The sequence below is a fragment of the Microvirga mediterraneensis genome (genome assembly GCF_013520865.1).
Classification (GTDB): Bacteria; Pseudomonadota; Alphaproteobacteria; order Rhizobiales; family Beijerinckiaceae; genus Microvirga; species Microvirga mediterraneensis.
In genome coordinates this window covers 2,897,657-2,918,127 of sequence record NZ_JACDXJ010000001.1, presented here as the reverse complement: position 1 = coordinate 2,918,127, position 20,471 = coordinate 2,897,657, and the positions used below count along the sequence as shown (strand labels likewise).

The 20,471-nt window shown below is 63.6% G+C and carries 21 protein-coding genes; 8 read left to right on the top strand and 13 right to left on the bottom strand.

Features of this window, described 5'->3' with window-relative positions; all coding sequences use genetic code 11:
* Positions 1-278 precede the first annotated feature (278 nt).
* The gene (locus H0S73_RS13790) at positions 279-908 is read left to right on the top strand and encodes a TRAP transporter small permease subunit (protein WP_181052695.1); all 630 of its coding nucleotides are present in this window, start codon (positions 279-281) and stop codon (positions 906-908) included.
* Positions 909-947: 39 nt separating this feature from the next.
* The gene (locus tag H0S73_RS13785; protein WP_181052694.1) at positions 948-2,849 is read left to right on the top strand and encodes a TRAP transporter large permease; all 1,902 of its coding nucleotides are present in this window, start codon (positions 948-950) and stop codon (positions 2,847-2,849) included.
* 150 nt (positions 2,850-2,999) lie between these two features.
* Here H0S73_RS13785 and H0S73_RS13780 read toward each other — a convergent pair whose 3' ends face one another.
* Genes H0S73_RS13780 through H0S73_RS13770 form a run of 3 tightly spaced genes read right to left on the bottom strand, consistent with a single transcriptional unit; the run spans position 3,000 to position 6,259 of the window.
* On the bottom strand, positions 3,000-3,347 hold the full coding sequence (locus tag H0S73_RS13780; protein WP_181052693.1) for an ArsC family reductase: 348 nt from the start codon (positions 3,345-3,347) through the stop codon (positions 3,000-3,002).
* 3 nt (positions 3,348-3,350) lie between these two features.
* The gene (guaA, locus tag H0S73_RS13775) at positions 3,351-4,907 is read right to left on the bottom strand and encodes a glutamine-hydrolyzing GMP synthase (RefSeq protein WP_181052692.1); all 1,557 of its coding nucleotides are present in this window, start codon (positions 4,905-4,907) and stop codon (positions 3,351-3,353) included.
* Between the two features lie 53 nt (positions 4,908-4,960).
* On the bottom strand, positions 4,961-6,259 hold the full coding sequence (locus H0S73_RS13770; RefSeq protein WP_181052691.1) for an RsmB/NOP family class I SAM-dependent RNA methyltransferase: 1,299 nt from the start codon (positions 6,257-6,259) through the stop codon (positions 4,961-4,963).
* A 122-nt stretch (positions 6,260-6,381) separates the two neighbouring features.
* Between H0S73_RS13770 and H0S73_RS13765 the strand changes: the two genes are divergently transcribed.
* A complete protein-coding gene (locus tag H0S73_RS13765) occupies positions 6,382-6,531 on the top strand; it encodes a hypothetical protein (RefSeq protein ID WP_009491032.1) in 150 nt (49 codons plus the stop codon).
* A 41-nt stretch (positions 6,532-6,572) separates the two neighbouring features.
* On the opposite strand, the gene H0S73_RS13760 is transcribed toward H0S73_RS13765, so the two are convergent.
* Together H0S73_RS13760 and guaB are read right to left on the bottom strand one after the other, a co-directional pair.
* The gene (locus H0S73_RS13760; RefSeq protein ID WP_181052690.1) at positions 6,573-7,004 is read right to left on the bottom strand and encodes an MAPEG family protein; all 432 of its coding nucleotides are present in this window, start codon (positions 7,002-7,004) and stop codon (positions 6,573-6,575) included.
* 21 nt (positions 7,005-7,025) lie between these two features.
* Positions 7,026-8,519: an IMP dehydrogenase gene (gene guaB, locus H0S73_RS13755; RefSeq protein WP_181052689.1), complete on the bottom strand. Its 1,494-nt coding sequence runs from the start codon at positions 8,517-8,519 to the stop codon at positions 7,026-7,028.
* 174 nt (positions 8,520-8,693) lie between these two features.
* On the opposite strand from guaB, the gene H0S73_RS13750 reads away from it, so the two are divergent.
* Positions 8,694-10,130 carry a DHA2 family efflux MFS transporter permease subunit gene (locus tag H0S73_RS13750; protein ID WP_181052688.1) on the top strand — a complete coding sequence of 479 codons (1,437 nt, stop codon included), beginning with the start codon at positions 8,694-8,696 and terminating at the stop codon, positions 10,128-10,130.
* Between the two features lie 63 nt (positions 10,131-10,193).
* On the top strand, positions 10,194-11,051 hold the full coding sequence (locus H0S73_RS13745) for a dienelactone hydrolase family protein (RefSeq protein ID WP_343058366.1): 858 nt from the start codon (positions 10,194-10,196) through the stop codon (positions 11,049-11,051).
* 60 nt (positions 11,052-11,111) lie between these two features.
* On the opposite strand, the gene H0S73_RS13740 is transcribed toward H0S73_RS13745, so the two are convergent.
* The 7 genes from H0S73_RS13740 to efp form a co-directional block, all read right to left on the bottom strand.
* Positions 11,112-11,606, bottom strand: coding sequence for a hypothetical protein (locus tag H0S73_RS13740; RefSeq protein ID WP_181052686.1), 495 nt, complete (start codon positions 11,604-11,606; stop codon positions 11,112-11,114).
* Between the two features lie 140 nt (positions 11,607-11,746).
* Positions 11,747-12,682: a Gfo/Idh/MocA family protein gene (locus H0S73_RS13735; RefSeq protein WP_181052685.1), complete on the bottom strand. Its 936-nt coding sequence runs from the start codon at positions 12,680-12,682 to the stop codon at positions 11,747-11,749.
* A 39-nt stretch (positions 12,683-12,721) separates the two neighbouring features.
* Positions 12,722-13,420 carry an RlmE family RNA methyltransferase gene (locus tag H0S73_RS13730; protein ID WP_181052684.1) on the bottom strand — a complete coding sequence of 233 codons (699 nt, stop codon included), beginning with the start codon at positions 13,418-13,420 and terminating at the stop codon, positions 12,722-12,724.
* Positions 13,417-14,478, bottom strand: a complete 1,062-nt coding sequence (locus H0S73_RS13725; RefSeq protein WP_425488195.1) for a Ppx/GppA phosphatase family protein — start codon at positions 14,476-14,478, stop codon at positions 13,417-13,419. The genes H0S73_RS13730 and H0S73_RS13725 overlap by 4 nt, the downstream gene beginning before the upstream one ends.
* 169 nt (positions 14,479-14,647) lie before the next feature.
* The gene (locus H0S73_RS13720; RefSeq protein ID WP_181052683.1) at positions 14,648-15,832 is read right to left on the bottom strand and encodes an aminotransferase; all 1,185 of its coding nucleotides are present in this window, start codon (positions 15,830-15,832) and stop codon (positions 14,648-14,650) included.
* Between the two features lie 172 nt (positions 15,833-16,004).
* A complete protein-coding gene (locus tag H0S73_RS13715; protein ID WP_181052682.1) occupies positions 16,005-16,442 on the bottom strand; it encodes a DMP19 family protein in 438 nt (145 codons plus the stop codon).
* 77 nt (positions 16,443-16,519) lie between these two features.
* Entirely contained in the window at positions 16,520-17,041 is a 522-nt protein-coding gene (gene efp, locus H0S73_RS13710; RefSeq protein ID WP_245272918.1) for an elongation factor P, read from the bottom strand.
* A gap of 188 nt (positions 17,042-17,229) precedes the next feature.
* Here efp and epmA point away from each other — a divergent pair, with 188 nt between their 5' ends.
* The 3 genes from epmA to H0S73_RS13695 all read left to right on the top strand — a co-directional run bounded on the left by epmA (position 17,230) and on the right by H0S73_RS13695 (position 19,805).
* Positions 17,230-18,294 carry an EF-P lysine aminoacylase EpmA gene (gene epmA, locus H0S73_RS13705; protein WP_181052681.1) on the top strand — a complete coding sequence of 355 codons (1,065 nt, stop codon included), beginning with the start codon at positions 17,230-17,232 and terminating at the stop codon, positions 18,292-18,294.
* The gene (locus H0S73_RS13700; protein WP_181052680.1) at positions 18,291-19,340 is read left to right on the top strand and encodes a lysine-2,3-aminomutase-like protein; all 1,050 of its coding nucleotides are present in this window, start codon (positions 18,291-18,293) and stop codon (positions 19,338-19,340) included. Before epmA ends, H0S73_RS13700 begins: the two co-directional genes overlap by 4 nt.
* 96 nt (positions 19,341-19,436) lie before the next feature.
* The gene (locus H0S73_RS13695; protein WP_181052679.1) at positions 19,437-19,805 is read left to right on the top strand and encodes a hypothetical protein; all 369 of its coding nucleotides are present in this window, start codon (positions 19,437-19,439) and stop codon (positions 19,803-19,805) included.
* Between the two features lie 4 nt (positions 19,806-19,809).
* On the opposite strand, the gene arfB is transcribed toward H0S73_RS13695, so the two are convergent.
* Positions 19,810-20,232 (bottom strand): alternative ribosome rescue aminoacyl-tRNA hydrolase ArfB, encoded by a 423-nt coding sequence (gene arfB, locus H0S73_RS13690; RefSeq protein WP_181052678.1) that lies wholly within the window; start codon positions 20,230-20,232, stop codon positions 19,810-19,812.
* Between the last annotated feature and the right edge of the window lie 239 nt (positions 20,233-20,471).

The window sequence follows — 20,471 nt, the reverse complement described above, 5'->3', positions numbered from 1 at the left end:
AGTTCTAGGAACTTATAACCATGGCAAAGCCGGAAGACCAAGTTGGACTCGCAGGCGACGCAACGTAAGACGAAAAACCTGAACGGCGAACCCGCAAGTTTCCTATCGCACTCAAAGCCTTAGTCTGCCTAAACTTTTAACAATGGACCATCTTGCAGCACGAAAATTTCCCCGCTACGAGGGCCACAAACCTTGCTTAGACTAATCGGCACTAGCGATGCCGCCTGAAGTCCGATAGCTAGGCAGCAACATTTCAATAGTATCAAGGGGGGAGACAGGTGACGGCGCTTCTTGGGCTATCCCGGGTCATCGACTCGATCAACGAACGCCTCGGCAAGGCTGCGGCCTGGGCCATCGTGGTGGCTATCCTGGTCTCGGCCGTCAATGCCATCATCCGGCGCATCTTCGGCGTCTCGTCCAATGCCTGGCTGGAGCTGCAATGGTACCTGTTCGGCGCCGTTTTCATGCTCTGCGCCGCATGGACCCTGAAGGCGAATGAGCACATCCGCATCGACATCGTGTCGAGCAGGCTCTCCAAGCGCAGCCGGGACGGTATCGACGTGTTCGGCCATGTCTTCTTCCTGTTCCCCTTCGTGGCCCTGCTGCTTTGGCTGTGCATCCCCTACTTCATCAACTCGTATCGCTCCGGCGAGGTCTCCTCGAATGCCGGCGGCCTGCTGATCTGGCCGGCCAAGGGGCTGATCCTGCTGGGCTTCCTGTCCATGTTCTTCCAGTGGCTGAGCGAGCTGATCAAGCGTGTGGCGATCATGAAGGGCCAGCTGGTGGACGAGAACGACGCCGTCGGACATCACAGCGCCGCCGCGGAGGCGGAGCGTCTCATTCAAGAAATCGGGACAGTCAACACGCCGGGCGCAGGCGGAACGCCCCCCGGCGACGGCATCAGCTGATCCTCGGCGCTTGATCCAAGTTTTCCGGAGTTTCCATCAATGGCTGCATTGATTGCCCAGAACCTCGCGCCGATCATGTTCGCGGCGCTCGTGGTCTTCCTCCTACTCGGCTACCCGGTCGCCTTTGCCCTGGCGGCCAACGGGCTTCTGTTCTTCTTCATCGCGGTGGAGCTCGCTCCATACGCGCCTGAGACCATCACCCTGTCCTGGCCGCTCCTCCAGGCCCTGCCCGACCGCATCTACGGCACCATGTCGAACGAGGTGCTGCTGGCGATCCCGTTCTTCACTTTCATGGGGTTGGTGCTGGAACGCTCCGGCATGGCGGAAGACCTGCTCGACACCATCGGCCAGCTTTTCGGACCGGTGCGCGGCGGCCTTGCCTACGCGGTGATCTTCGTGGGCGCGCTGCTCGCCGCCACCACGGGCGTCGTCGCGGCATCCGTGATCTCGATGGGCCTGATCTCCCTGCCCATCATGCTGCGCTACGGCTATGACCGACGCCTCGCCTCCGGCGTGATCGCGGCCTCCGGCACGCTCGCCCAGATCATTCCGCCCTCGCTCGTCCTCATCGTCATGGCCGACCAGCTCGGCCGCTCGGTGGGCGACATGTACGAGGGCGCTTTTCTGCCCGGACTGATCCTGACCGGCCTCTATGCCGGCTACATCATGATGATGTCGGTCTTCTTCCCGAAATCGGCCCCCGGGCTTCCGCCTGAAGCGATCGGCTATCGCGAGCCCGACGGCGCGCGCGGCGTGTGGCAGCTCGGCATCCTGGTCCTGTTCTCGGGTCTCGTCGGCTATTACGTCCTGTCGCAGACCGGCACCAAGGCCGGGGCCGACTTCGTCATCCTGACGATCTGCGTCGCCACCGTCGTGGCCCTGATCTGCGCCCTCATGAACAAGATGCTGGGCGCGAAGCGCATTGTGATCTCGGCCGTCCTGACGGCCGCCCTGGTGGGTCTGTACGCCTATCTTCACAGCCAAGGCCATGAAGGCCTCGCTCTCACATTCGAGATGGTCCTTGCCGGAACGATCTATGCGCTCATCGTCGGCATCATTGAGCGCTTCACGGGCCTGCGTCTCATGTCCAACATGGCGCAGCAGGTCACCTTCGTCATGGTGCCCCCGCTCCTGCTCATCTTCCTCGTGCTGGGCACCATCTTCATCGGCCTCGCCACGCCGACCGAAGGCGGCGCCATGGGCGCCCTGGGCTCGGTGATCCTGGCAGCCGTCAAGCGCAAGCTCGACAACAACCCGGCCCGTTTCAACTGGACCCTCGTCCGCCAAGCCACGGAAGCAACCGCGAAGCTCTCGGCCTTCGTGCTGTTCATCCTGATCGGTGCCCGCGTGTTCTCGCTCACCTTCTACGGCGTGAACGGTCACATCTGGGTCGAGCATCTGCTCACGTCGCTGCCCGGTGGGCAGGTGGGCTTCCTGATCGTCGTGAACGTGCTGGTGTTCTTCCTGGCCTTCTTCCTCGACTACTTCGAGCTGGCCTTCATCATCATCCCGCTCCTGGGCCCCGCTGCCGACAAGCTCGGCATCGACCTGATCTGGTTCGGCGTGATCCTGGCCGTGAACATGCAGACCTCGTTCATGCACCCGCCCTTCGGCTTCGCCCTCTTCTTCCTGCGTTCGGTGGCCCCCAAGGTGCCGTATGTCGATCGCGTGACGGGCAAGAAGATGGAGCCGGTGACCACGGGCCAGATCTACTGGGGTGCCGTACCCTTCGTGGTGATCCAGCTGATCATGGTAGGCATCGTCATCGCCTTCCCGAAAATCGTCACCCATTACAAGGCCGCCGGCCCGACCGTCGACCCGGCGGCCGTGCAGAAGAAGCTCGACGAGCTGCTGGTCCCGGGCCTCGGTGCCCCAGGGGCTCCCGGCGAACCGGGCGGCCTCCCCGGCCTGAATTTCGACGAGCCGCCGAAGATCCAGTAAGGACGGCTCAAGCGAACAACGAAAAAGGCGGGCCGCAAAGCCCGCCTTTTTTGTTGGCACGGAAGAGTGCACGAGAGCATTGCCGGCCACGCGACGGCAGCATCGGCCTTGCGCCGGTGGCGGCAGGGAGAAACTTGCGCGAGACGGGCCCTACCGAACAGCCTCTTCGTAAATCTCCGGCTTGAAGCCGACCACAATCCGCCCGCCGAGATCGAGCACCGGCCGCTTGATCAGGGACGGCTGGTCGATCATGAGCGCGAGCGCCTTGGGTTCATCGAGACCGGCCTTGTCGGCATCGGGCAGCTTGCGGAACGTGGTTCCGGCGCGGTTGAGCAGCGTCTCCCAGCCCACATCGCGAGCCCAGGCTTCGAGCTGCGTGCGGCCGATGCCCGCCGCCTTGTAGTCGTGGAAGGCATAAGGCACGCCCTTGGCGTCGAGCCAGACACGCGCCTTCTTCATCGTATCGCAGTTCTTGATGCCGTAGATCGTGACCGGCATCTCTTACTCCCACTCGATGGTGCCCGGCGGCTTCGAGGTGATGTCGTAGGTGACGCGGTTGATACCCTTCACCTCGTTGATGATCCGGGTGGCGACGCGGCCGAGGAACGTCATGTCGAAGGGGTAGAAGTCGGCCGTCATGCCGTCGATGGAGGTCACAGCGCGGAGCGCGCAGACGTGGTCATAGGTGCGCGCATCGCCCATCACGCCCACCGTCTTCACGGGAAGCAGCACGGCGAAAGCTTGCCAGATCTCGTCGTAGAGGCCGGCATTGCGGATCTCTTCGAGATAGATGGCATCGGCCTTGCGCAGGATGTCGAGCTTCTCGCGGGTGATCTCGCCGGGGACACGGATGGCGAGGCCCGGACCGGGGAACGGATGGCGGCCCACGAAGGCGTCCGGCAGGCCGAGCTCGCGGCCGAGCACCCTCACCTCGTCCTTGAACAGCTCGCGCAGGGGCTCCACGAGCTTCATCTTCATGCGCTCGGGCAGGCCGCCCACATTGTGGTGGCTCTTGATGGTGACCGATGGTCCGCCCGTGAAGGAGACGCTTTCGATCACGTCGGGATAGAGCGTGCCTTGCGCCAGGAAGTCCGCGCCGCCGATCTTCTTGGCCTCCTCGTCGAACACATCGATGAAGAGCTTGCCGATAGTCTTGCGCTTGACCTCCGGGTCCGACACGCCTTCGAGAGCGCCGATGAAGAGGTCCTGCGCCTGCACGTGCACGAGCGGGATGTTGTAATGGTCGCGGAAAAGCGTGACCACCTGCTCGGCCTCAGCCGCGCGCAGCAAGCCGTGATCGACGAACACGCAGGTGAGCTGGTCGCCGATAGCCTCATGGATCAGCACGGCCGCCACGGCGGAATCGACGCCTCCGGACAGGCCGCAGATCACCCGGCCGGTTCCGACCTGGGCGCGGATACGCTCGATGGCCTCCTCGCGGAAGGCTTTCATGGTCCAGTCGCCCTTGCAGCCTGCGATATCGCGCACGAAGTTGCGAATGAGCTGCGCGCCCTGCGGGGTATGCACCACCTCCGGGTGGAACTGCACGGCATAGAACTTCCTCGCCTCGTCAGCGACCGCCGCGAAGGGCGCGTTCTCGGAGATCGCCAGCACCTCGAAGCCTTCCGGCAGCCGGGTAACCCGGTCGCCATGGCTCATCCACACGGGATATTTCTTGCCGACCTGCCACACGCCTTGGAACAGCGGGCTCTCGGTCAGAACCTCGACCTCGGCGCGGCCGAATTCAGAATGGTGCCCGCTCTCGACCTCACCGCCGAGCTGCGCGGCCATGGTCTGCTGGCCGTAGCAGATGCCGAACACCGGCAGGTCCGTGTCGAACAGCTCCTGCGGGGCCCGGGGCGACACGTCCGACGTAACGGAGTCCGGGCCGCCGGACAGGATCACGCCCTTGGGCTTCATGGTCCGGATGGCCTCGGCGGCCTTCTGGAACGGAACCACTTCGGAATAGACGCCATCCTCGCGCACGCGCCGTGCGATGAGCTGGGTCACCTGGGAGCCGAAATCGACGATGAGGATTTTGTCGTGGGTCTGGGTCATGGCGGGTTCTTACGGCCTTCGGGGTCAGAGCAGCAATCGGAATATGAGGCTTTTCATGGGTTTCGCACCAGGATCGCGGCATAAAAACCGTCGGTCCCGGTCTTGTGCGGGGTCAGCTGGAGCCCGTAGGCGGTCGAACGCACGAGGGTCTTCAGATGGCCGAGCTGCGCCGCCCCCAGGGCTTTTTCGGCCGGCATGGGCTTGAAGCCGTCGTGACGGGCCATGAAGGCCGACAGCGCCTCGTCGTTCTCCTCGGGCAGGATCGAGCAGGTGATGTAGACGATGCGGCCGCCCGGCTTCACGAGCCGGGCCGCCCGGTCGAGGACCGTTTCCTGCTCCTTGCGCCGGGTTTCCAGGCTGCCGGGGCGCAGGCGCCATTTCGCATCCGGGTTGCGCCGCCAGGTGCCGACGCCCGTGCAGGGCGCGTCCACCAGGACGCAGTCGATCTTACCGTCGAGATCCGTCACGGCATCGGCTTTGGCCCGTGGCGTCCGTACCTGGACATTGCGCACCCCGGCCCGTGCCAGACGATCGTGGATCGGCGCGAGGCGCCGGGAATCGTTATCGGTGGCGTAGATCTGCCCATGGTTCTCCATCATGGCCGCCAGCGCCAGGGTCTTGCCGCCGCCGCCCGCACAGAGATCGACCACCTGCTCGCCGGGCTTGGCTCCCGAGAGCAGCGCCACGAGCTGCGAGCCCTCGTCCTGGATCTCGATCCAACCTTTCAGGAATTCGGGCTCGGACTGCACGGCCGGCCCGCGCCCGTCCTCGCTCGGCGCGATGCGCAGGCCCAGCGGAGAGAGCGGCGTCTCGATGGCACCGAGATGCGGCAGCGCATCGTGCGCCTCCTCCCGGGAAGACACCTTGAGGGTGTTCACCCGAAGATCGATCGGGGCGCGGGTCGCAAGCGCCTGCATCTCGACCACGAGATCCTCGCCGAAGAAGCGCTGGAGCGAGGGCTCGATCCAATCCGGGAAGTCGCCCGCCACATGGGCCGGCGCGCCGCTGAGATCCGCCTTCTCGAGGCGCTCCCGTTCGTCTTCCGAGAGAGGTTCCGGCGCGAAGCGTTCGCCCGAGCACAAGGCCGCGACGGCATCCATTCCGAGACCGCGTTGGAGCCGGAGCATGCCGAGCACGACCGCGCGGGGCGTATTGGCGCCCATGATCCAGGCCGCAGAAGCCTTCCGGCGCAGGGCGTCGTAGACGAGGCTCGCGATGGCGGCCCGGTCCTTGGAACCGGCGAAGCGATGGGACAGTCCCCAATCCTTCAGGGCCTCGGTCGCCGGACGGCGCCGGGCCTCGATATCGGCTAGGACTTCGGTGGCGGCGGAGATGCGGGCTGCAGGTGTCATCGAAAAAGCACACTCAAGCTCGGCCGTATAAACGACACATTGTTACCTATTTTCCGTCCTCATCGGGAGTGGATGGTGAGGGTGCGTGCATTCCGCACGAATCCTCTTTGGAGCCACTCTCTATGTTGACCCGACTGACCCGCGGCCTCGTTGCCGTCGGCCTCACCCTGACCATCGCCGCCTGCGCCACGGCCCCGGCGGCCGACCTCACCCCGCCTCCGGTCAAGCAGATGGATGCCAAGACGCAGCTCGAGAGCGGCCGGAAGTACTGATGCAATGCGCGGGATGGGTACATTGCCCGTCCCGCCCGTTCCTAAACGCCAGTCTCGGCCGCCAGCACCCGAATGCCGAAGATGACCCACATGGCGACCAGGATCAGCACCCCGACCACGAAGGCCTGAAAGCGCAAGGGCACCTTGTTGGACGTCGTGTGGATCGCCGCATGGACGAGGCGGCTTGCCACGAACATCCAGGACATCACCACGAACAGCATATCGGCCTTACGGGTGATCAGCGCCAGCACCACCAGCACGTAGAACAGGACCGGAAGCTCGAACTGGTTATGGTACGAGTTCTGGACCTGCAGGATCCGCGTGGGCCAGTTGCGCTCGCCCAAGGCGATATCCTTCACCTTCACCTCGCCTGCCTTAAGGCTGCCAAACCGCGAACTGCCCATCCAGAGCAGCAGCAGGACGGTCAGCGCGACCTGGACGTAAACGGGAAGAAGGATGGCGGTGATGCTCATGGGTGAAAACTCGACTCAAGCTTAGCTACGAGTCGGGTAATTAGGGCTTTCCCGGGTGATCGTCACGTCATGGACGTGGCTCTCACGCAGGCCAGCGCTGGTGATCCGGATGAACTTGGCCTTCTCTTGGAATTCCGGCAGGGTCGCGGCGCCCACATAGCCCATGGACGCACGAAGGCCGCCTGTAAGCTGGTGCAGCACGGCCGAGACCGGCCCCTTGTAGGCCACCTGCCCCTCGATGCCCTCCGGTACGAGCTTGAGGGTGTCGCGCACCTCCGCCTGGAAGTAACGGTCCGCAGAGCCCCGCGCCATGGCGCCGACCGAGCCCATGCCCCGGTAGGACTTGTAGGAGCGGCCCTGGTAGAGAAAGACCTCGCCCGGAGTCTCGTCCGTACCGGCGAGCAGGGAGCCGACCATGGCGCAGGACGCGCCCGCCGCGAGAGCCTTGGCGAGATCGCCCGAGAACTTGATGCCGCCGTCGGCGATCACCGGGACATCGGCCTGCGAAGCCGCCTCGACGGCCTCCATGATGGCCGTGAGCTGCGGCACGCCGACGCCCGCCACGATGCGGGTGGTGCAGATCGAGCCGGGGCCGATGCCGACCTTGATCGCATCCGCTCCCGCGTCGATGAGCGCCTGTGCGCCTTCCCGGGTCGCCACGTTGCCGGCCACCACCTGGACGGCGTTGGAGAGCTTCTTCACCCGGGTCACACTTTCCAGCACTTTCACCGAATGGCCGTGGGCGGTATCGACCACCACCACGTCGCAGCCCGCATCGATGAGGCGCTCGGCGCGCTCGAAGCCCTGTTCGCCCGTGGTCGTGGCGGCGGCGACCAGGAGGCGACCCTGCGCGTCCTTGGCGGCGTTGGGATAGGCGACCTGCTTCTCGATGTCCTTGACCGTGATCAGGCCGATGCAGCGGTAATGATCGTCGACGACAAGGAGCTTCTCGATGCGGAACTGATGCAGAAGGCGCCGGGCCTCGTCTTGGCTCACGCCCTCACGGACCGTGATCAGGCGGTCCTTCGTCATCAGCTCGGAGACCTTCTGGCCGGGATTGTTGGCGAAGCGCACGTCGCGGTTGGTCAGGATGCCGACGAGCTTGCCCTTCGTCCCGCCGGGCCCGCGCTCCACCACCGGAATGCCGGAAATGCCGTGATGCTTCATCATGGCGAGGGCTTCGGCGAGCGTCTCGTCGGGATGAATGGTGATCGGGTTCATCACCATGCCCGACTCGTAGCGCTTCACGAGACGGACCTGCTCGGCCTGGGCTTCCGGCTCGAGATTGCGGTGGATGACGCCCAGGCCGCCGTTCTGCGCCATGGCGATGGCCATGCGGGCTTCCGTCACCGTATCCATGGCGGAGGCGACGATCGGCATGTTGAGGCGGATGGTCCGGGTCAGCCGGGTCGCGACATCGACGTCGCCGGGCAGGACTTCGGAGCGGCCGGGCCGGAGGAGCACGTCATCGAAGGTCAGTCCTTCGATGAACTTATCGGCGAAAACAGAGGCCATAACCAACTCCTTCAGGGGTGCGGATTTAAGAGAATAACGCTTTGGCGAGTTGGCACGGGTCCGTAGCACGGGCCTGTCAATTAGCAAAGGGTCGAGTGCCGCTTCTCCAGAAGACCTGCCTTGCGCCCTTTTGGTCTTTGCAAGAGGCTTGCCGGGCGCTAAGTCCCACGAGTCATGCGTCAATCCCGCCTTCTCCCGCTGATCATCGCCACAGCCCTGTTCATGGAGAACACGGATTCGACGGTCATCTCTACGTCCCTGCCGATGATCGCGCAGAGCCTGGGGACGGACCCGATCGCCCTCAAGCTCGCCCTGACATCTTATCTGGTAAGCCTTGCCATCTTCATTCCAATCTCCGGATGGATGGCTGACAAGTACGGGGCGCGTACGATCTTCACCACTGCCATCGGCGTGTTCATGGCGGGGTCCCTCGCCTGCGCGGCCGCCAACTCCCTCGAATGGTTCGTGATCGCCCGGTTCGTCCAGGGCGCCGGGGGGGCCATGATGGTACCCGTGGGCCGACTCGTGCTCCTGCGGAGCGTCCCGCGCAGCGAAGTGGTGCAGGCGCTCGCGACCCTGACGATCCCGGCCCTCGTCGGCCCCATCGTCGGTCCGCCTCTCGGCGGCTTCATCACCGAGTTTTTCAACTGGCGCTGGATCTTCTTCATCAACATCCCCATCGGTATCCTCGGGATCGTGATGGCGACAATGTTCGTGCCGAACATTAAGGAAGACGACACGCCGCCGCTGGATTTCATCGGTTTCCTGCTCTCGGGCTTCGGCTTCGCCCTGCTCATGCTCGGCTTCGCTTCGGGCGGGCGGCACCTGATCCCGGAGGAGATCTCGCTCGGCTGCGTCGTGATCGGCGCGGTCTGCCTCGTCCTCTACGTCTTCCATGCACGGCGCACACCCCATCCGGTCCTGCGTCTCAGCCTGCTGAAGATCCCGACCTTCCGCATCAGCGTGGTGGGCGGGTTCCTCTTCCGCATCGGCATCGGGGCAATCCCGTTCCTCCTGCCGCTCATGCTGCAGGTCGGATTCGGCCTGAGCCCCCTCGCGTCCGGCTCTCTCACATTCATCGCCGCCGTGGGCGCGCTGTTCATGAAGACCATGGCCAAGCGGATCCTGGAGCGAACCGGCTTCCGACGTCTCCTCACCATCAATGCCTTCATCGGGGCCGCCTTCGTGGCCGCCAACGGCTTCTTCACGCCCGAGACGCCGCACTGGCTGATGATGGCCATCCTGCTGGTCGGCGGCTGTTTCCGGTCTCTGCAATTCACCAGCCTCAACGCCATCGGCTATGCGGAGATCTCCAACCGGGAGATGAGCTACGCCACCAGCCTGTCGAGTGCCCTGCAGCAGGTATCGCTCAGCATCGGCGTGGCCTTCGGGGCCTTCGTACTGGAGATGGCGGCCGGCCTCGACGGTAATCCCGCCATCACGGCCTCCGATTTCGGTCCGGCCTTCTGGGCGGTTGCGACCGTGTCCGCTCTGGCAGGCTTCGTTTTCATCGGCCTGTCGCCGACGGCCGGCGCCGAGATGTCCGGACACAGAATTGTGAAGGGCAAACCTCCCTCGACGGGCCTTGGGGATGGTATTTCCGGCCGATAGGCTGCGCTAACCTCAGGCCGGGAACAAGTGCATCGGATCGATCCGGTGCTTGGGAGGCCGCCAGTGGACCAGCGCATCATCGACCTTTACGACGATTTCACCCATGGCGGCCTGAACCGCCGCAACTTTCTCGACAAGCTAGCTGCCTTGGCGGGCAGCACCGCCGCCGCCACGACCCTGCTGTCTGTCCTGCAGAGCAATTATGCCAAGGCGCAGACCGTTGAGGAGACCGACCCGCGGATCGTGACCGAGACCGTCGATATTCCAGGCGCTCAGGGCCTGAAGGGCTATCTCGTCAAACCGAAGGATGCCACAGGCAAGTTGCCGACCGTGATCGTCATCCATGAGAACCGGGGACTGAACCCGCACATCAAGGATGTGACCCGGCGCGTGGCGACTCAGGGCTTCATCGCGCTAGGCCTCGATTATCTATCGCCCATGGGCGGCACGCCCGCCGACGAGGACAAGGGCCGCGACATGATCGGCCAACTCAAGGTTCCGGACGTGATCGCCTACGGCAAGGCGGCGGTGGCCTACCTGAAGGGGCTACCGGAGGGCAACGGCAAGGTCGGGGCCATCGGCTTCTGCTGGGGTGGGGGCGCGGTGAACAACCTTGCCGTCAACGACCCCGACCTGAATGCGGGCGTGGCTTATTACGGCGGCCAGCCGAAAGCGGACGACGTTCCGAAGATCAAGGCCGCGATGCTGCTGCACTATGGCGGCCTCGACGAGCGCATCAATGCCGGCATTCCCGCCTACGAGGCTGCCCTGAAGCAGGCCGGCAAGACCTACGAGATCTACGTCTACGAGGGCGCCAACCACGCCTTCAACAATGACACGGGCGCAGCCCGCTACAACAAGGAAGCCGCAGACCTGGCCTGGGGCCGCACGCTCGCCTTTCTCAAGAAATACTTGGCCTAGCAGCGTGACGCCGTCATTCCGGGCTTGAGCTTGGGCTGCCCGGAATGACCGTGGCCGTCCCTATCCCCCTTTGAGGCGGGTGTTGCACTGCGAGTAGTAGCCACCACCCTTCTCGATCCATTTTAGGCCCCCATTGCCGTTTCCGCCGCCCGCCTCGTTGGCCTTGTACTGATCGAGGCAGGTATGCATCCGTGCCTTGCCGGCCGATTCAGTCGAGTATTTGGACGATACGGAGGTCGGGAACACCACATTGCCGCGCGTCATCGGCGCCGCGGGCCGAGCCGTGGATGGATTGGTTTGACCCTGGGGTGCGACCGCTCCCGTCGTCGCCGGAGCCGAAGGACTGACCGCAGCCGGACTCGTCGAGGCGGTCGAGCCGCATTGGGCCTTGCGGAAGTCGTTCCAGGACGTCGTGCCGAGAGTTCCAGCCGTTTGAGCGGCCTTATACTTGGCACTGCACTCCTTCATCGTCAGGGCGGAAGCAGGCGTCGGATGGGCCAGGATCAGACCTGCGGTCCCGGCCAGGATGACAGACACAATGAGATGCCGTTGCATGATCAACCTCCCGAAGGATGGGCTGGCCAGTCGCGCAACGCTCTTTGCATGCGAGAGAGCAATGCTTCCTGTCGTGGCTCGACAGGCGAGCCCTTAAACCATGTCGGAAGGAGCGGATAGGTTCCCTTCCGGTCTGCTGCTCAATCCTCGAACGCCTCGACCTGCACCCTTTTCCCGACCATGAACGCATCGCCCACCAGGCGGAAAGGGGCGTCGTCCACCTCCGACTGACGGGTGTTCAGCAGTTCATCGAAACGGCGATAGATCCCCTCGTATTCCCTGGGCTCCTCCTGCACGACCTGCCGGCCGCCGATCTCGAGGCAGCTTCCGCCGTGGGTGAGCTTGAGGCTTAAGCCCGCTTCCGTCTCAACCTCGATGTCCCAGGTCTGCGGACCGGTCTGACGCCAGTCGAAAATCGCCTCTAGGTCGCCCTGGCCGTGGCTCATGGAGAACGTGAGATGGGCAGCGATCGGGGCATCGCGGTTGGCGGGAAATTCCAGGCTGGACGTCTTGATGAAGACCGGCTCGGGCATGATACGGGTTACGATGGAGAGCGCGTTGATCCCAGGGTCGAAGACGCCGAAGCCACCGGCCTGCCAGATCCATTGCTGGCCCGGATGCCAATGCCGCACATCTTCCTTCCAGGTGACCAGGAGGCGCTTGATCGTCCAGCCGGCCAGCGCTTTCTTCGCCTCCTCGACCGCCTTGTTGTACTGCGCGTGCCATGTGGTGAAGACGACCTTGCCCACCTTCGCGGCGAGTTCCTTGAGATCCTCGAGTTCGCTCAGGGTGGCGGCTGGCGGCTTCTCCAGAAGCACGCTCTTCCCGGCCAGAAGTGCATCCCGGGCGATCTGGTGGCGCACCTGGGGCGGCGTACAGATGGACACCGCCTCCACCTCCGGAATCTTCAGGAGGTCCTGGTAGTCTTGGAAACTGTACTTCGCCTCGTCCGGCTGCAATCCGCGCTGGCTCGCAACGGCCAGAAGCTCGAAATCCGGATTGGCCTTGATCACCGGCAGATGCTGGTCCTGCGCGATCTTGCCGAGGCCGATGATGCCGATCTGGTGCGGTGCCATGGTCGTTTCCCTGTGATCGAAGGCGTCGGCAAAGACTCCTCAGGCGGCCGGCGTCTCGTCCGCCCGCCCCCGGAAACCGGTGGCAAGCACATAGAGTTCCGCCGAATCGGCCCGGCTCGCCGCCGGCTTCACGTGGCGTACGACGGCGAAGTCTCGCTTGAGGTCGGCCAGGAGCTGGTTCTCTGTACCGCCCTGGAATACCTTGGCGACGAAAACCCCACCGGGAGCCAGAACCTCGCGGGCGAAATAGATCGCCGCCTCGGCAAGGCCGATGATGCGCAGGTGGTCGGTCTTCTTGTGTCCGGTCGTATTGGCCGCCATGTCGGACATGACCACATCGGCCGGACCGCCGAGCATCTCGATCAGCTTGGCCGGCGCGCTCTCGTCCAGAAAGTCGAGCTGGATGAACTCGACTCCCGCCATCGGGTCGATGGGCAGGAGATCGATGCCGACGATCTTTCCTTTCGGCCCCACCTTCTTGGCTGCGATCTGCGACCAGCCGCCGGGCGCGGCGCCGAGATCGATGATGCGCTGACCGGGCTTCAGGATCTTGTACTTGTCGTCGATTTCGATCAGCTTGAAAGCCGCCCGCGACCGGTAGCCCTCGCGCTTCGCGCGGGCGACATAAGGGTCGTTGAGCTGGCGCTCCAGCCATTTCTGGGACGAGAGGGACCGCTTGTTGGCGGTTTTCACGCGCTGCTTGAGATTGCGGACGCCGGAACCTGTCTTGGCACTCACCGCTGCCCCCCACGCCACACAGAATCCTCTCTCATCATCTTCATCAAAATTCCTTCGCGCAGTCCGCGATCCGCGATGCGCAGGCGCTCTGACGGAAAAGCCCGCCGGATCGCTTCCAAAATGGCGCAGCCGGCGAGAACCAGATCGGCGCGATCCTTGCCGATGCAGGGGTTCTCGGCCCGCTGCGTAAAGTCCGAATGCAGCAGACGCTGCATCACCGTCGAGATCTCGCCATGGCGCATCCACATTCCGTCGACCCGGCGCCGGTCATAGCGCGCAAGGCCAAGGTGAATGCCCCCGACCGTGGTGACGGTTCCCGAGGTTCCGAGCAGATGAAAGTTGTGCGCGCGCCCTGCCGACGCCGCGACGAGCGCGAAATCGAGCAGAAGCTCGGACACTTCCTCGACCATGCCCTCGAAGGTCTCTGGCGTAACATCGATCCCGCCGTGGCGCTCGGCCAGCGTCACCACGCCGACGGGCAGGGAATCCCACGCGCGGATGCGCTTGCAGGGATCGGCGAAGGCGTGCGGGGCCTGACCGTCGAGCCAGGCGATCTCCGTCGAGCCGCCACCGATATCGAACACGATGACGGAATGAGCCTTGGGATCGACCAGGGACGCACAGCCTGTGACGGCGAGATAGGCTTCCGTCTTGCGATCGACAACCTCGAGCTCCAGGTCGAGTTCGTCGCGTACGCGCTTTATGAATGACGGACCGTTCTCGGCCAGCCGGCAGGCCTCCGTCGCCACGAGGCGCGCGCGCGTCACATCCTTTGCGGCCATTTTCTCACGGCAGACGCGAAGTGCGTCGAAGGTCCGCGAAATTGCGTCCTCGCTCAGGCGATTGCCTCGGCCAAGTCCTTCGCCGAGCCGCACGATGCGCGAGAACGCATCGACGACGCGAAAGCCGAAATGCGCAGGCTCAGCAATGAGAAGGCGACAATTGTTCGTGCCGAGATCGAGCGCCGCGTAGCTTCGGGATGAGCGGCGCCTGTAATCCGTCCGCGCCGGCGAAGGACGCTCCGCAACCAAGGCAGCGCCGTTTGCGGAACCGTCCAATGGCTCCGCATGTCGGTCTCCTGGTTCTGCTGTCACGTCCACTTTGACGGTCAAAACGAATCCCCAGGCATCCCTATCGGACGCCTTGTTTGCAGGAGAGAGTAACCATCGCCCTGCCGTCCTGCCAAGGGCAGGGCCTGCAGATTGTGCCTCATCCTCACGGGGAGGGTCAGAGCGACAGACCCCGGAAACGTTCCGTCAAACCGCTCAGGACGTCGCCTCCCACATTGGCGATGGCGACGCGCAGATGCCCTTCCTGCCCGGGTCCGAAATAGCTTCCCGGCAGGCACAGGACACCCCGTTCCGTAGCGAGCTTCTCAGCGACCTGCTGCGCTTTGGCGTCCGGAAACGGGTGGCGCAGATAGGCGAAATAGGCGCCGACCGACTCGATCTTCCATTCCGGCAGAGGCGCGAGAGCATCCTGAAAAACCTGTGCACGTCGGTTGATCTCGGCCCGGTTATCCTCGCGCCAGTCGCGCAAGGCGTTGATGGCCCATGGCAGCGCCGCTTGAGCGGTCCGTGGGGCGCAGATCTGGATGCAGTCGAGAATCTTGGCAATCTGCTCGACGAGCTTGACGTCGGCGGCGATGGCCCCGGTGCGGTGCCCCGGGATCGCGTAGGATTTCGAGAAGGAATAGAGCTGGATCACCGTGTCCCGCCATTCCCCGGACGTGAACAACCCGTGCGAGCGGTTCATCCCCTGCGGGAGGAAATCCCGGTAAGTCTCATCGATCACGAGATAAATGCCTCTTCTGCGACAGAGCTGCGCGAAGGCTTCGATGACGTGAGCAGGATAGACCGCCCCGGTCGGGTTGTTGGGGGTGACGAGGACGATGGCTCTGACCTTTTCGTCGATCAGCACTTCCGCGTCCTCCACCCGAGGCACGAAGCCGTTCTCGGGGCGGCAGGGCAGCGGGCGCGGCTCGATACCGAGCATATCGAGGGTCATCTGATGGTTGAAATACCAAGGGGTCGGCAGCAGGACCGCCTCGCCGCGATGGGCGAGCAGCATCATGACGGCGAAAAAGGCCATGTTACAGCCGGCCGTGACCGCCGTATCCTCCGGGGCGATCCGGCCTTCATAAAGGCGAGAAAGATCGTCCGCATAGGCCTGCCGGAGGTCCGCGTCGCCGTTGATGGGGCCGTATTGCGAGCCCGCCGCCGAACCTGCGGCGGCGGCCATCCGCTCCAGCAAAGTGGCATGGGGCGCATTCCCCGGAACGGCCTGGGACAGGTTGATCAGCGGCCCAAAGGAGCCATCATAGCGCCTGGTCCAGCTCTGCGCTTCGGGGATCGGTGGGCTTCCCACATCCGCGACGAGTGGGTTGATGGGTTTTACGGGACCGGGCGCCATACTGCCTTCGAATCCTTATCAGCAGGAATAAGTGATTTGGCAGCATCGCCGAAAAATGGGAACCTTCAAAGTACGGTCGCTGGACTGCTCTTTGCCTTACGGTAGCTGCTCACGCTCTTTTCATAACGAAAGGGCCCGAAACGTAGAACCCTCAGAAAATATATTTTGGAAATCAAGATTTGCTGAAGGCACTCTGATTTTTTTGAACATATTCATATAATAGATTAGTAAGATCGTCTGGATAAGTAAAAAAATCTGCATCGCTGTGCTCTAACTTATCAGGATCTATCTGAATCAAAGAACTGATAAGGGCTTTGCGCTGATCGTAGTTATCTGGGAGCTGCTCTTGAGTCACTGATCTGAGGGCACGCTCAACGATTTCAGCACAAGCATTTGCGCCAATGCGCCGAAGAGCGTCGGGAGCAAAGTTTGCGGTATCACCATCCCAGCTAGAAAAATACTGTAAAAAGCCGCCACTATTAACGTGGCTTTCGAGAGCCCATACCGCTGAAAAGACTCTCTGCTCCTCGGATTGATCCTGAAAATCGACTTTTCCAAAGTCGATTTGGTCACTCTCAGAAAGCTCAAGAAGGTATCGATTCTTATCCATACCTAACTGTAACTCAATTACACAATAAAGGGAAGGCGGCGAGATTGCGAGATCTCCTCCGCCTTCGATATCGGACGTCAGTCCTTCGCGCGCTCCACGTAGGAGCCGTCTTCCGTCATGATCACGACGCGGGTGCCGGCCTGGATGTGGGGCGGCACGAGGGTGCGCACGCCGTTGGACAGCATAGCGGGCTTATAGGACGAGGAGGCCGTCTGGCCCTTCACGACCGGCTCGGTCTCGGTGATCTCGAGGGTCACGCGGGCCGGCAGTTCGATGGCGATCGCCACGCCGTTGTGGGTCGAGAGCATCACGGCCATGCCTTCCTGGAGATAGGCCTTCTGGTCGCCGATGATGTCTTCCGGCACGACCACCTGATCGTAGGTCTCCGGGTTCATGAAGTGGAAGCCCTCGCCGTCCTGATACAGGAAGGTGTGCTCGCGGTCCTCCACGAAGGCGCGCTCGACCTGCTCGGTCGTCCGATAGCGCTCGGACACCTTCACGCCGTCGGAGATACGGCGCATGTCGAGTTGGGTGACGGGCGTGCCCTTGCCGGGGTGGATGTTCTGGGCGGTGAGAACCACATAGAGCTTGCCGTCCATATCGACGACATTGCCTTTGCGGAGCGTAGAGGCGATGACCTTCACGAGAAGCTTTCCTTGTGACAGATAGGGGCGCGTCGTGAGGGTCGGGTCGTCCTGCCCCCAGTGGCACCGAAAAACGGTTTCGGTGCCGCAAGTAGCCTATCTTCGCGCAAATCGCCAGTCCGACCTTAACGAGCATCTTTGGAATGGATAAGCCCGCATCTGCCCCCTCTCCCTGGTGGACGCCCCACGTCCATGCGGACCGGCGCCCGTTCCTGATGGGCCGGAACCGGATCCAGGCGGCCCTGCGCGGATTCTTCGCCTCCCGGGACTTCGTGGAAGTCGATACGGCCACGCTCCAGGTATCGCCGGGGAACGAGGCGCATCTCCATGCCTTCGCGACCGAAGCCATCGGCCATGACGGAGCCCGGACGCCCCTCTACCTGCACACCTCCCCGGAATTCGCCTGCAAGAAGCTGCTCGCCGCCGGCGAGACGCGGATCGCCTGCTTCGCCCACGTGTATAGGAACCGTGAGCGCGGCCCCCTGCACCACCCGGAATTCACCATGCTCGAATGGTACCGGGCCGGAGAGAGCTACGAAGCGCTCATGAGGGATTGCGGCGAGATCCTCGGGCTGGCGGCCGAGATAACGGGCACTCGCACCCTCGCCTATCGCGGCCGTGAGACTGATCCCTTCCGGGAGCCCGAGCGCCTGAGCGTGGCCGAGGCCTTCCGGCGCTTCGCCGGCATCGATCTTCTCGCCTCCATTGACCGGAGCGGCGCGACGGACAGGGACCGTCTGGCCTCCGATCTCCGCCAAGCGGGCCTGCGGGTGGCGGAGGACGATACCTGGGCGGATTTATTCAGCCGCGTCATCGTCGAGCGGGTCGAGCCCCAGCTCGGCCTCGGGCGCGCCACGATCCTGGACGAGTACCCCGTGGCAGAGGCGGCCCTTGCCCGCCCAACGGCCCGCGAACCGCGCGTGGCCGAACGGTTCGAGCTCTATGCCTGCGGGGTGGAACTCGCCAACGCCTTCGGCGAGCTGACAGATGCGGCCGAGCAGCGACGGCGGTTCGAGGCCGAGATGGCGGAGAAGATGCGGGTCTATGGAGAAAGCTACCCTGTGGACGAGGATTTCCTGGCCGCCCTGGCCCAGATGCCTGAAGCGAGCGGCATCGCGCTCGGCTTCGACCGGCTGGTGATGCTCGCCACCGGCGCCTCCCGCATCGATCAGGTAATCTGGGCGCCCGTTCCGGAGACGAGCCGTTGAACGCGATCCGCCCCATCCGCACACCCGGCGAACTGGTCGAAACCTGCTTGGTCGCTCCCGAAGACGCCCCGGCGATCCAAGCGGTAGCCGAGCGCTACGCCATCGCGATCAGTCCCGCCATGGCCGCGCTCATCGATCGGAACGACCCAAATGACCCCATCGCACGCCAGTTCGTGCCCGATCCCTCGGAGTTGACCGTCATGCCGGAGGAGCGCGCGGACCCTATCGGCGACCTTGCGCACAGCCCTGTCGAAGGCATCGTGCATCGCTATCCGGACCGGGTGCTGCTCAAGGCAGTTCATGTGTGTCCTGTCTACTGCCGCTTCTGCTTCCGCCGCGAGATGGTGGGTCCGCAGGGGCTCGGCACCCTCTCGCCGGAGGCCATGGACCAGGCCTTCGCCTATATCGCCGGTCACCCGGAGATCTGGGAGGTGATCCTCACCGGCGGCGATCCGCTGGTGCTCTCGCCCCGGCGCCTTGCCGAGATCATGGAGCGGCTTTCCACCATCGACCATGTGAAGATCGTGCGCTTTCATACGCGCGTACCCGTTGTCGAGCCGGAGCGCGTCAACGACGCCCTGATCGCGGCCCTCAAGGCGAGCGGCAAGACCGCCTATGTGGCGCTCCATGCCAATCATCCGCGCGAACTGACGCCCGAGGCCCGGGCGGCCTGCGCCCGGCTCGTGGATGCGGGCATCGTAATGATCAGCCAGTCGGTCCTGCTCAAAGGGATCAACGACGATCCGGATACGCTCGCGGCTCTCATGCGCGCCTTCGTGGAGACGAGAGTGAAGCCCTACTACCTCCACCACCCGGACCTCGCCCCCGGGACGAGTCATTTCCGGCTCTCGATTGAAGAGGGGCAGGCCCTCGTGGCAGGCCTGCGCGGCCGGATCTCAGGACTTTGCCAGCCGACCTACATCCTCGACATTCCCGGCGGATACGGGAAGGCCGTCATCGGGCCCAACGCGATCCGCGAATCCGACGGCTGCACCACAGTCTCGGACTTCAAGGGCGGCGAGCACGTCTATCCTCCCTCGGAGTGAAGCGTCGGCGCCGGTTTTCGCTCATGGCTTGCAGCGGAGTGGGATAAGATCGCCTGGCAAGTGGGCCTGCGGTCCTTCCATGGGTGGAGCCTGACGATGGCCAAGGATGCTGCCGAACCTGTCGAATCCGAAGAACTGCAACGGGTCGATTCCACCTTCCGCAACGGTTCCATCACGGCCATCGGCGTCGTCGTCGGCTTCTCCCTCGGGTTCCTGAGCCGCTGGTCGGCCGTTCCCGGAGAATGGACCCGGTCAGATCTCGTCTCGGTGGCGCTGATCACGGTGGGACTTGCCCTGCAGGTGAAGGCGCTGGCGGACCTTCTCCTGGTCTCCTCGCTTCAGTTCAAGCGGTACAACCGGTCGGTCCGGTTCTTCCTCACCGGCCTCATCCTTGTCGGTCTCGGCGTCGTGCTCGCCGTCTTCGCCGATCTTCTGGGCATGGGCGGCATCGTCCTCCAGGGGTGACGCCTCAATCGAAGCCGGGCTTGCCGCTGCGACCCTTCTTGATGTCGGACCGCCGCCCTTTCGCCTCGAGCCGGCGCTTCTTCGAGGCGAGCGTCGGCCGGGTGGGACGGCGGATTTTCGGGCGCTCGGTCGCCTGCCGGATCAGCTCGACCAAACGCTCCACCGCGTCCTCCCGGTTGCGCTCTTGCATGCGGAAGCGCTGGGCGGTGATGATCAGAACGCCCTCGTTAGTGAGCCGCTTTCCGGCGATCCGCTGCAATTTCTCCTTCACATAGTCGGGCAGAGAGGGCGAATTACGCACATCGAAACGCAGCTGAACGGCCGTCTCGACCTTGTTGACGTTCTGACCGCCCGGTCCCGAAGCGCGAATGAAGCTCTCCTGAAGCTCGGCCTCATCAAGCGCGATGGAATTCGTCACATGGATCATCAGGGCCTCGGACCTTAACGCGGGCAACACGACCGAAATGGGAGATCAGACTTCCATGCAAGCATATTCGGGTCCTGTCGATGGCCTTGGCAGATTTCAGGCAGATGGTGTCAGACAACCTGGAAGCTGTCTTCCGGCTCCCGGTCACGGCCGGTGCGCGTCAAGATGCTACCATGGATCTCCGCATTTACCGGCAAATACAATCTTAGGTTAAATACTTAGCTATTGTCTTATTTTAG

Bases quoted from the DNA above. Each gene is read 5' to 3' on its own strand.
- H0S73_RS13785 (WP_181052694.1), top strand. From the start codon at position 948: ATGGCTGCATTGATTGCCCAGAACCTCGCGCCGATCATGTTCGCGGCG.
- H0S73_RS13780 (WP_181052693.1), bottom strand. From the start codon at position 3,347: ATGCCGGTCACGATCTACGGCATCAAGAACTGCGATACGATGAAGAAG.
- guaA (WP_181052692.1), bottom strand. From the start codon at position 4,907: ATGACCCAGACCCACGACAAAATCCTCATCGTCGATTTCGGCTCCCAG.
- H0S73_RS13770 (WP_181052691.1), bottom strand. From the start codon at position 6,259: ATGACACCTGCAGCCCGCATCTCCGCCGCCACCGAAGTCCTAGCCGAT.
- H0S73_RS13765 (WP_009491032.1), top strand. From the start codon at position 6,382: ATGTTGACCCGACTGACCCGCGGCCTCGTTGCCGTCGGCCTCACCCTG.
- H0S73_RS13760 (WP_181052690.1), bottom strand. From the start codon at position 7,004: ATGAGCATCACCGCCATCCTTCTTCCCGTTTACGTCCAGGTCGCGCTG.
- guaB (WP_181052689.1), bottom strand. From the start codon at position 8,519: ATGGCCTCTGTTTTCGCCGATAAGTTCATCGAAGGACTGACCTTCGAT.
- H0S73_RS13750 (WP_181052688.1), top strand. From the start codon at position 8,694: ATGCGTCAATCCCGCCTTCTCCCGCTGATCATCGCCACAGCCCTGTTC.
- H0S73_RS13740 (WP_181052686.1), bottom strand. From the start codon at position 11,606: ATGCAACGGCATCTCATTGTGTCTGTCATCCTGGCCGGGACCGCAGGT.
- H0S73_RS13735 (WP_181052685.1), bottom strand. From the start codon at position 12,682: ATGGCACCGCACCAGATCGGCATCATCGGCCTCGGCAAGATCGCGCAG.
- H0S73_RS13720 (WP_181052683.1), bottom strand. From the start codon at position 15,832: ATGGCGCCCGGTCCCGTAAAACCCATCAACCCACTCGTCGCGGATGTG.
- H0S73_RS13715 (WP_181052682.1), bottom strand. From the start codon at position 16,442: ATGGATAAGAATCGATACCTTCTTGAGCTTTCTGAGAGTGACCAAATC.
- efp (WP_245272918.1), bottom strand. From the start codon at position 17,041: ATGGACGGCAAGCTCTATGTGGTTCTCACCGCCCAGAACATCCACCCC.
- epmA (WP_181052681.1), top strand. From the start codon at position 17,230: ATGGATAAGCCCGCATCTGCCCCCTCTCCCTGGTGGACGCCCCACGTC.
- H0S73_RS13695 (WP_181052679.1), top strand. From the start codon at position 19,437: ATGGCCAAGGATGCTGCCGAACCTGTCGAATCCGAAGAACTGCAACGG.
- arfB (WP_181052678.1), bottom strand. From the start codon at position 20,232: ATGATCCATGTGACGAATTCCATCGCGCTTGATGAGGCCGAGCTTCAG.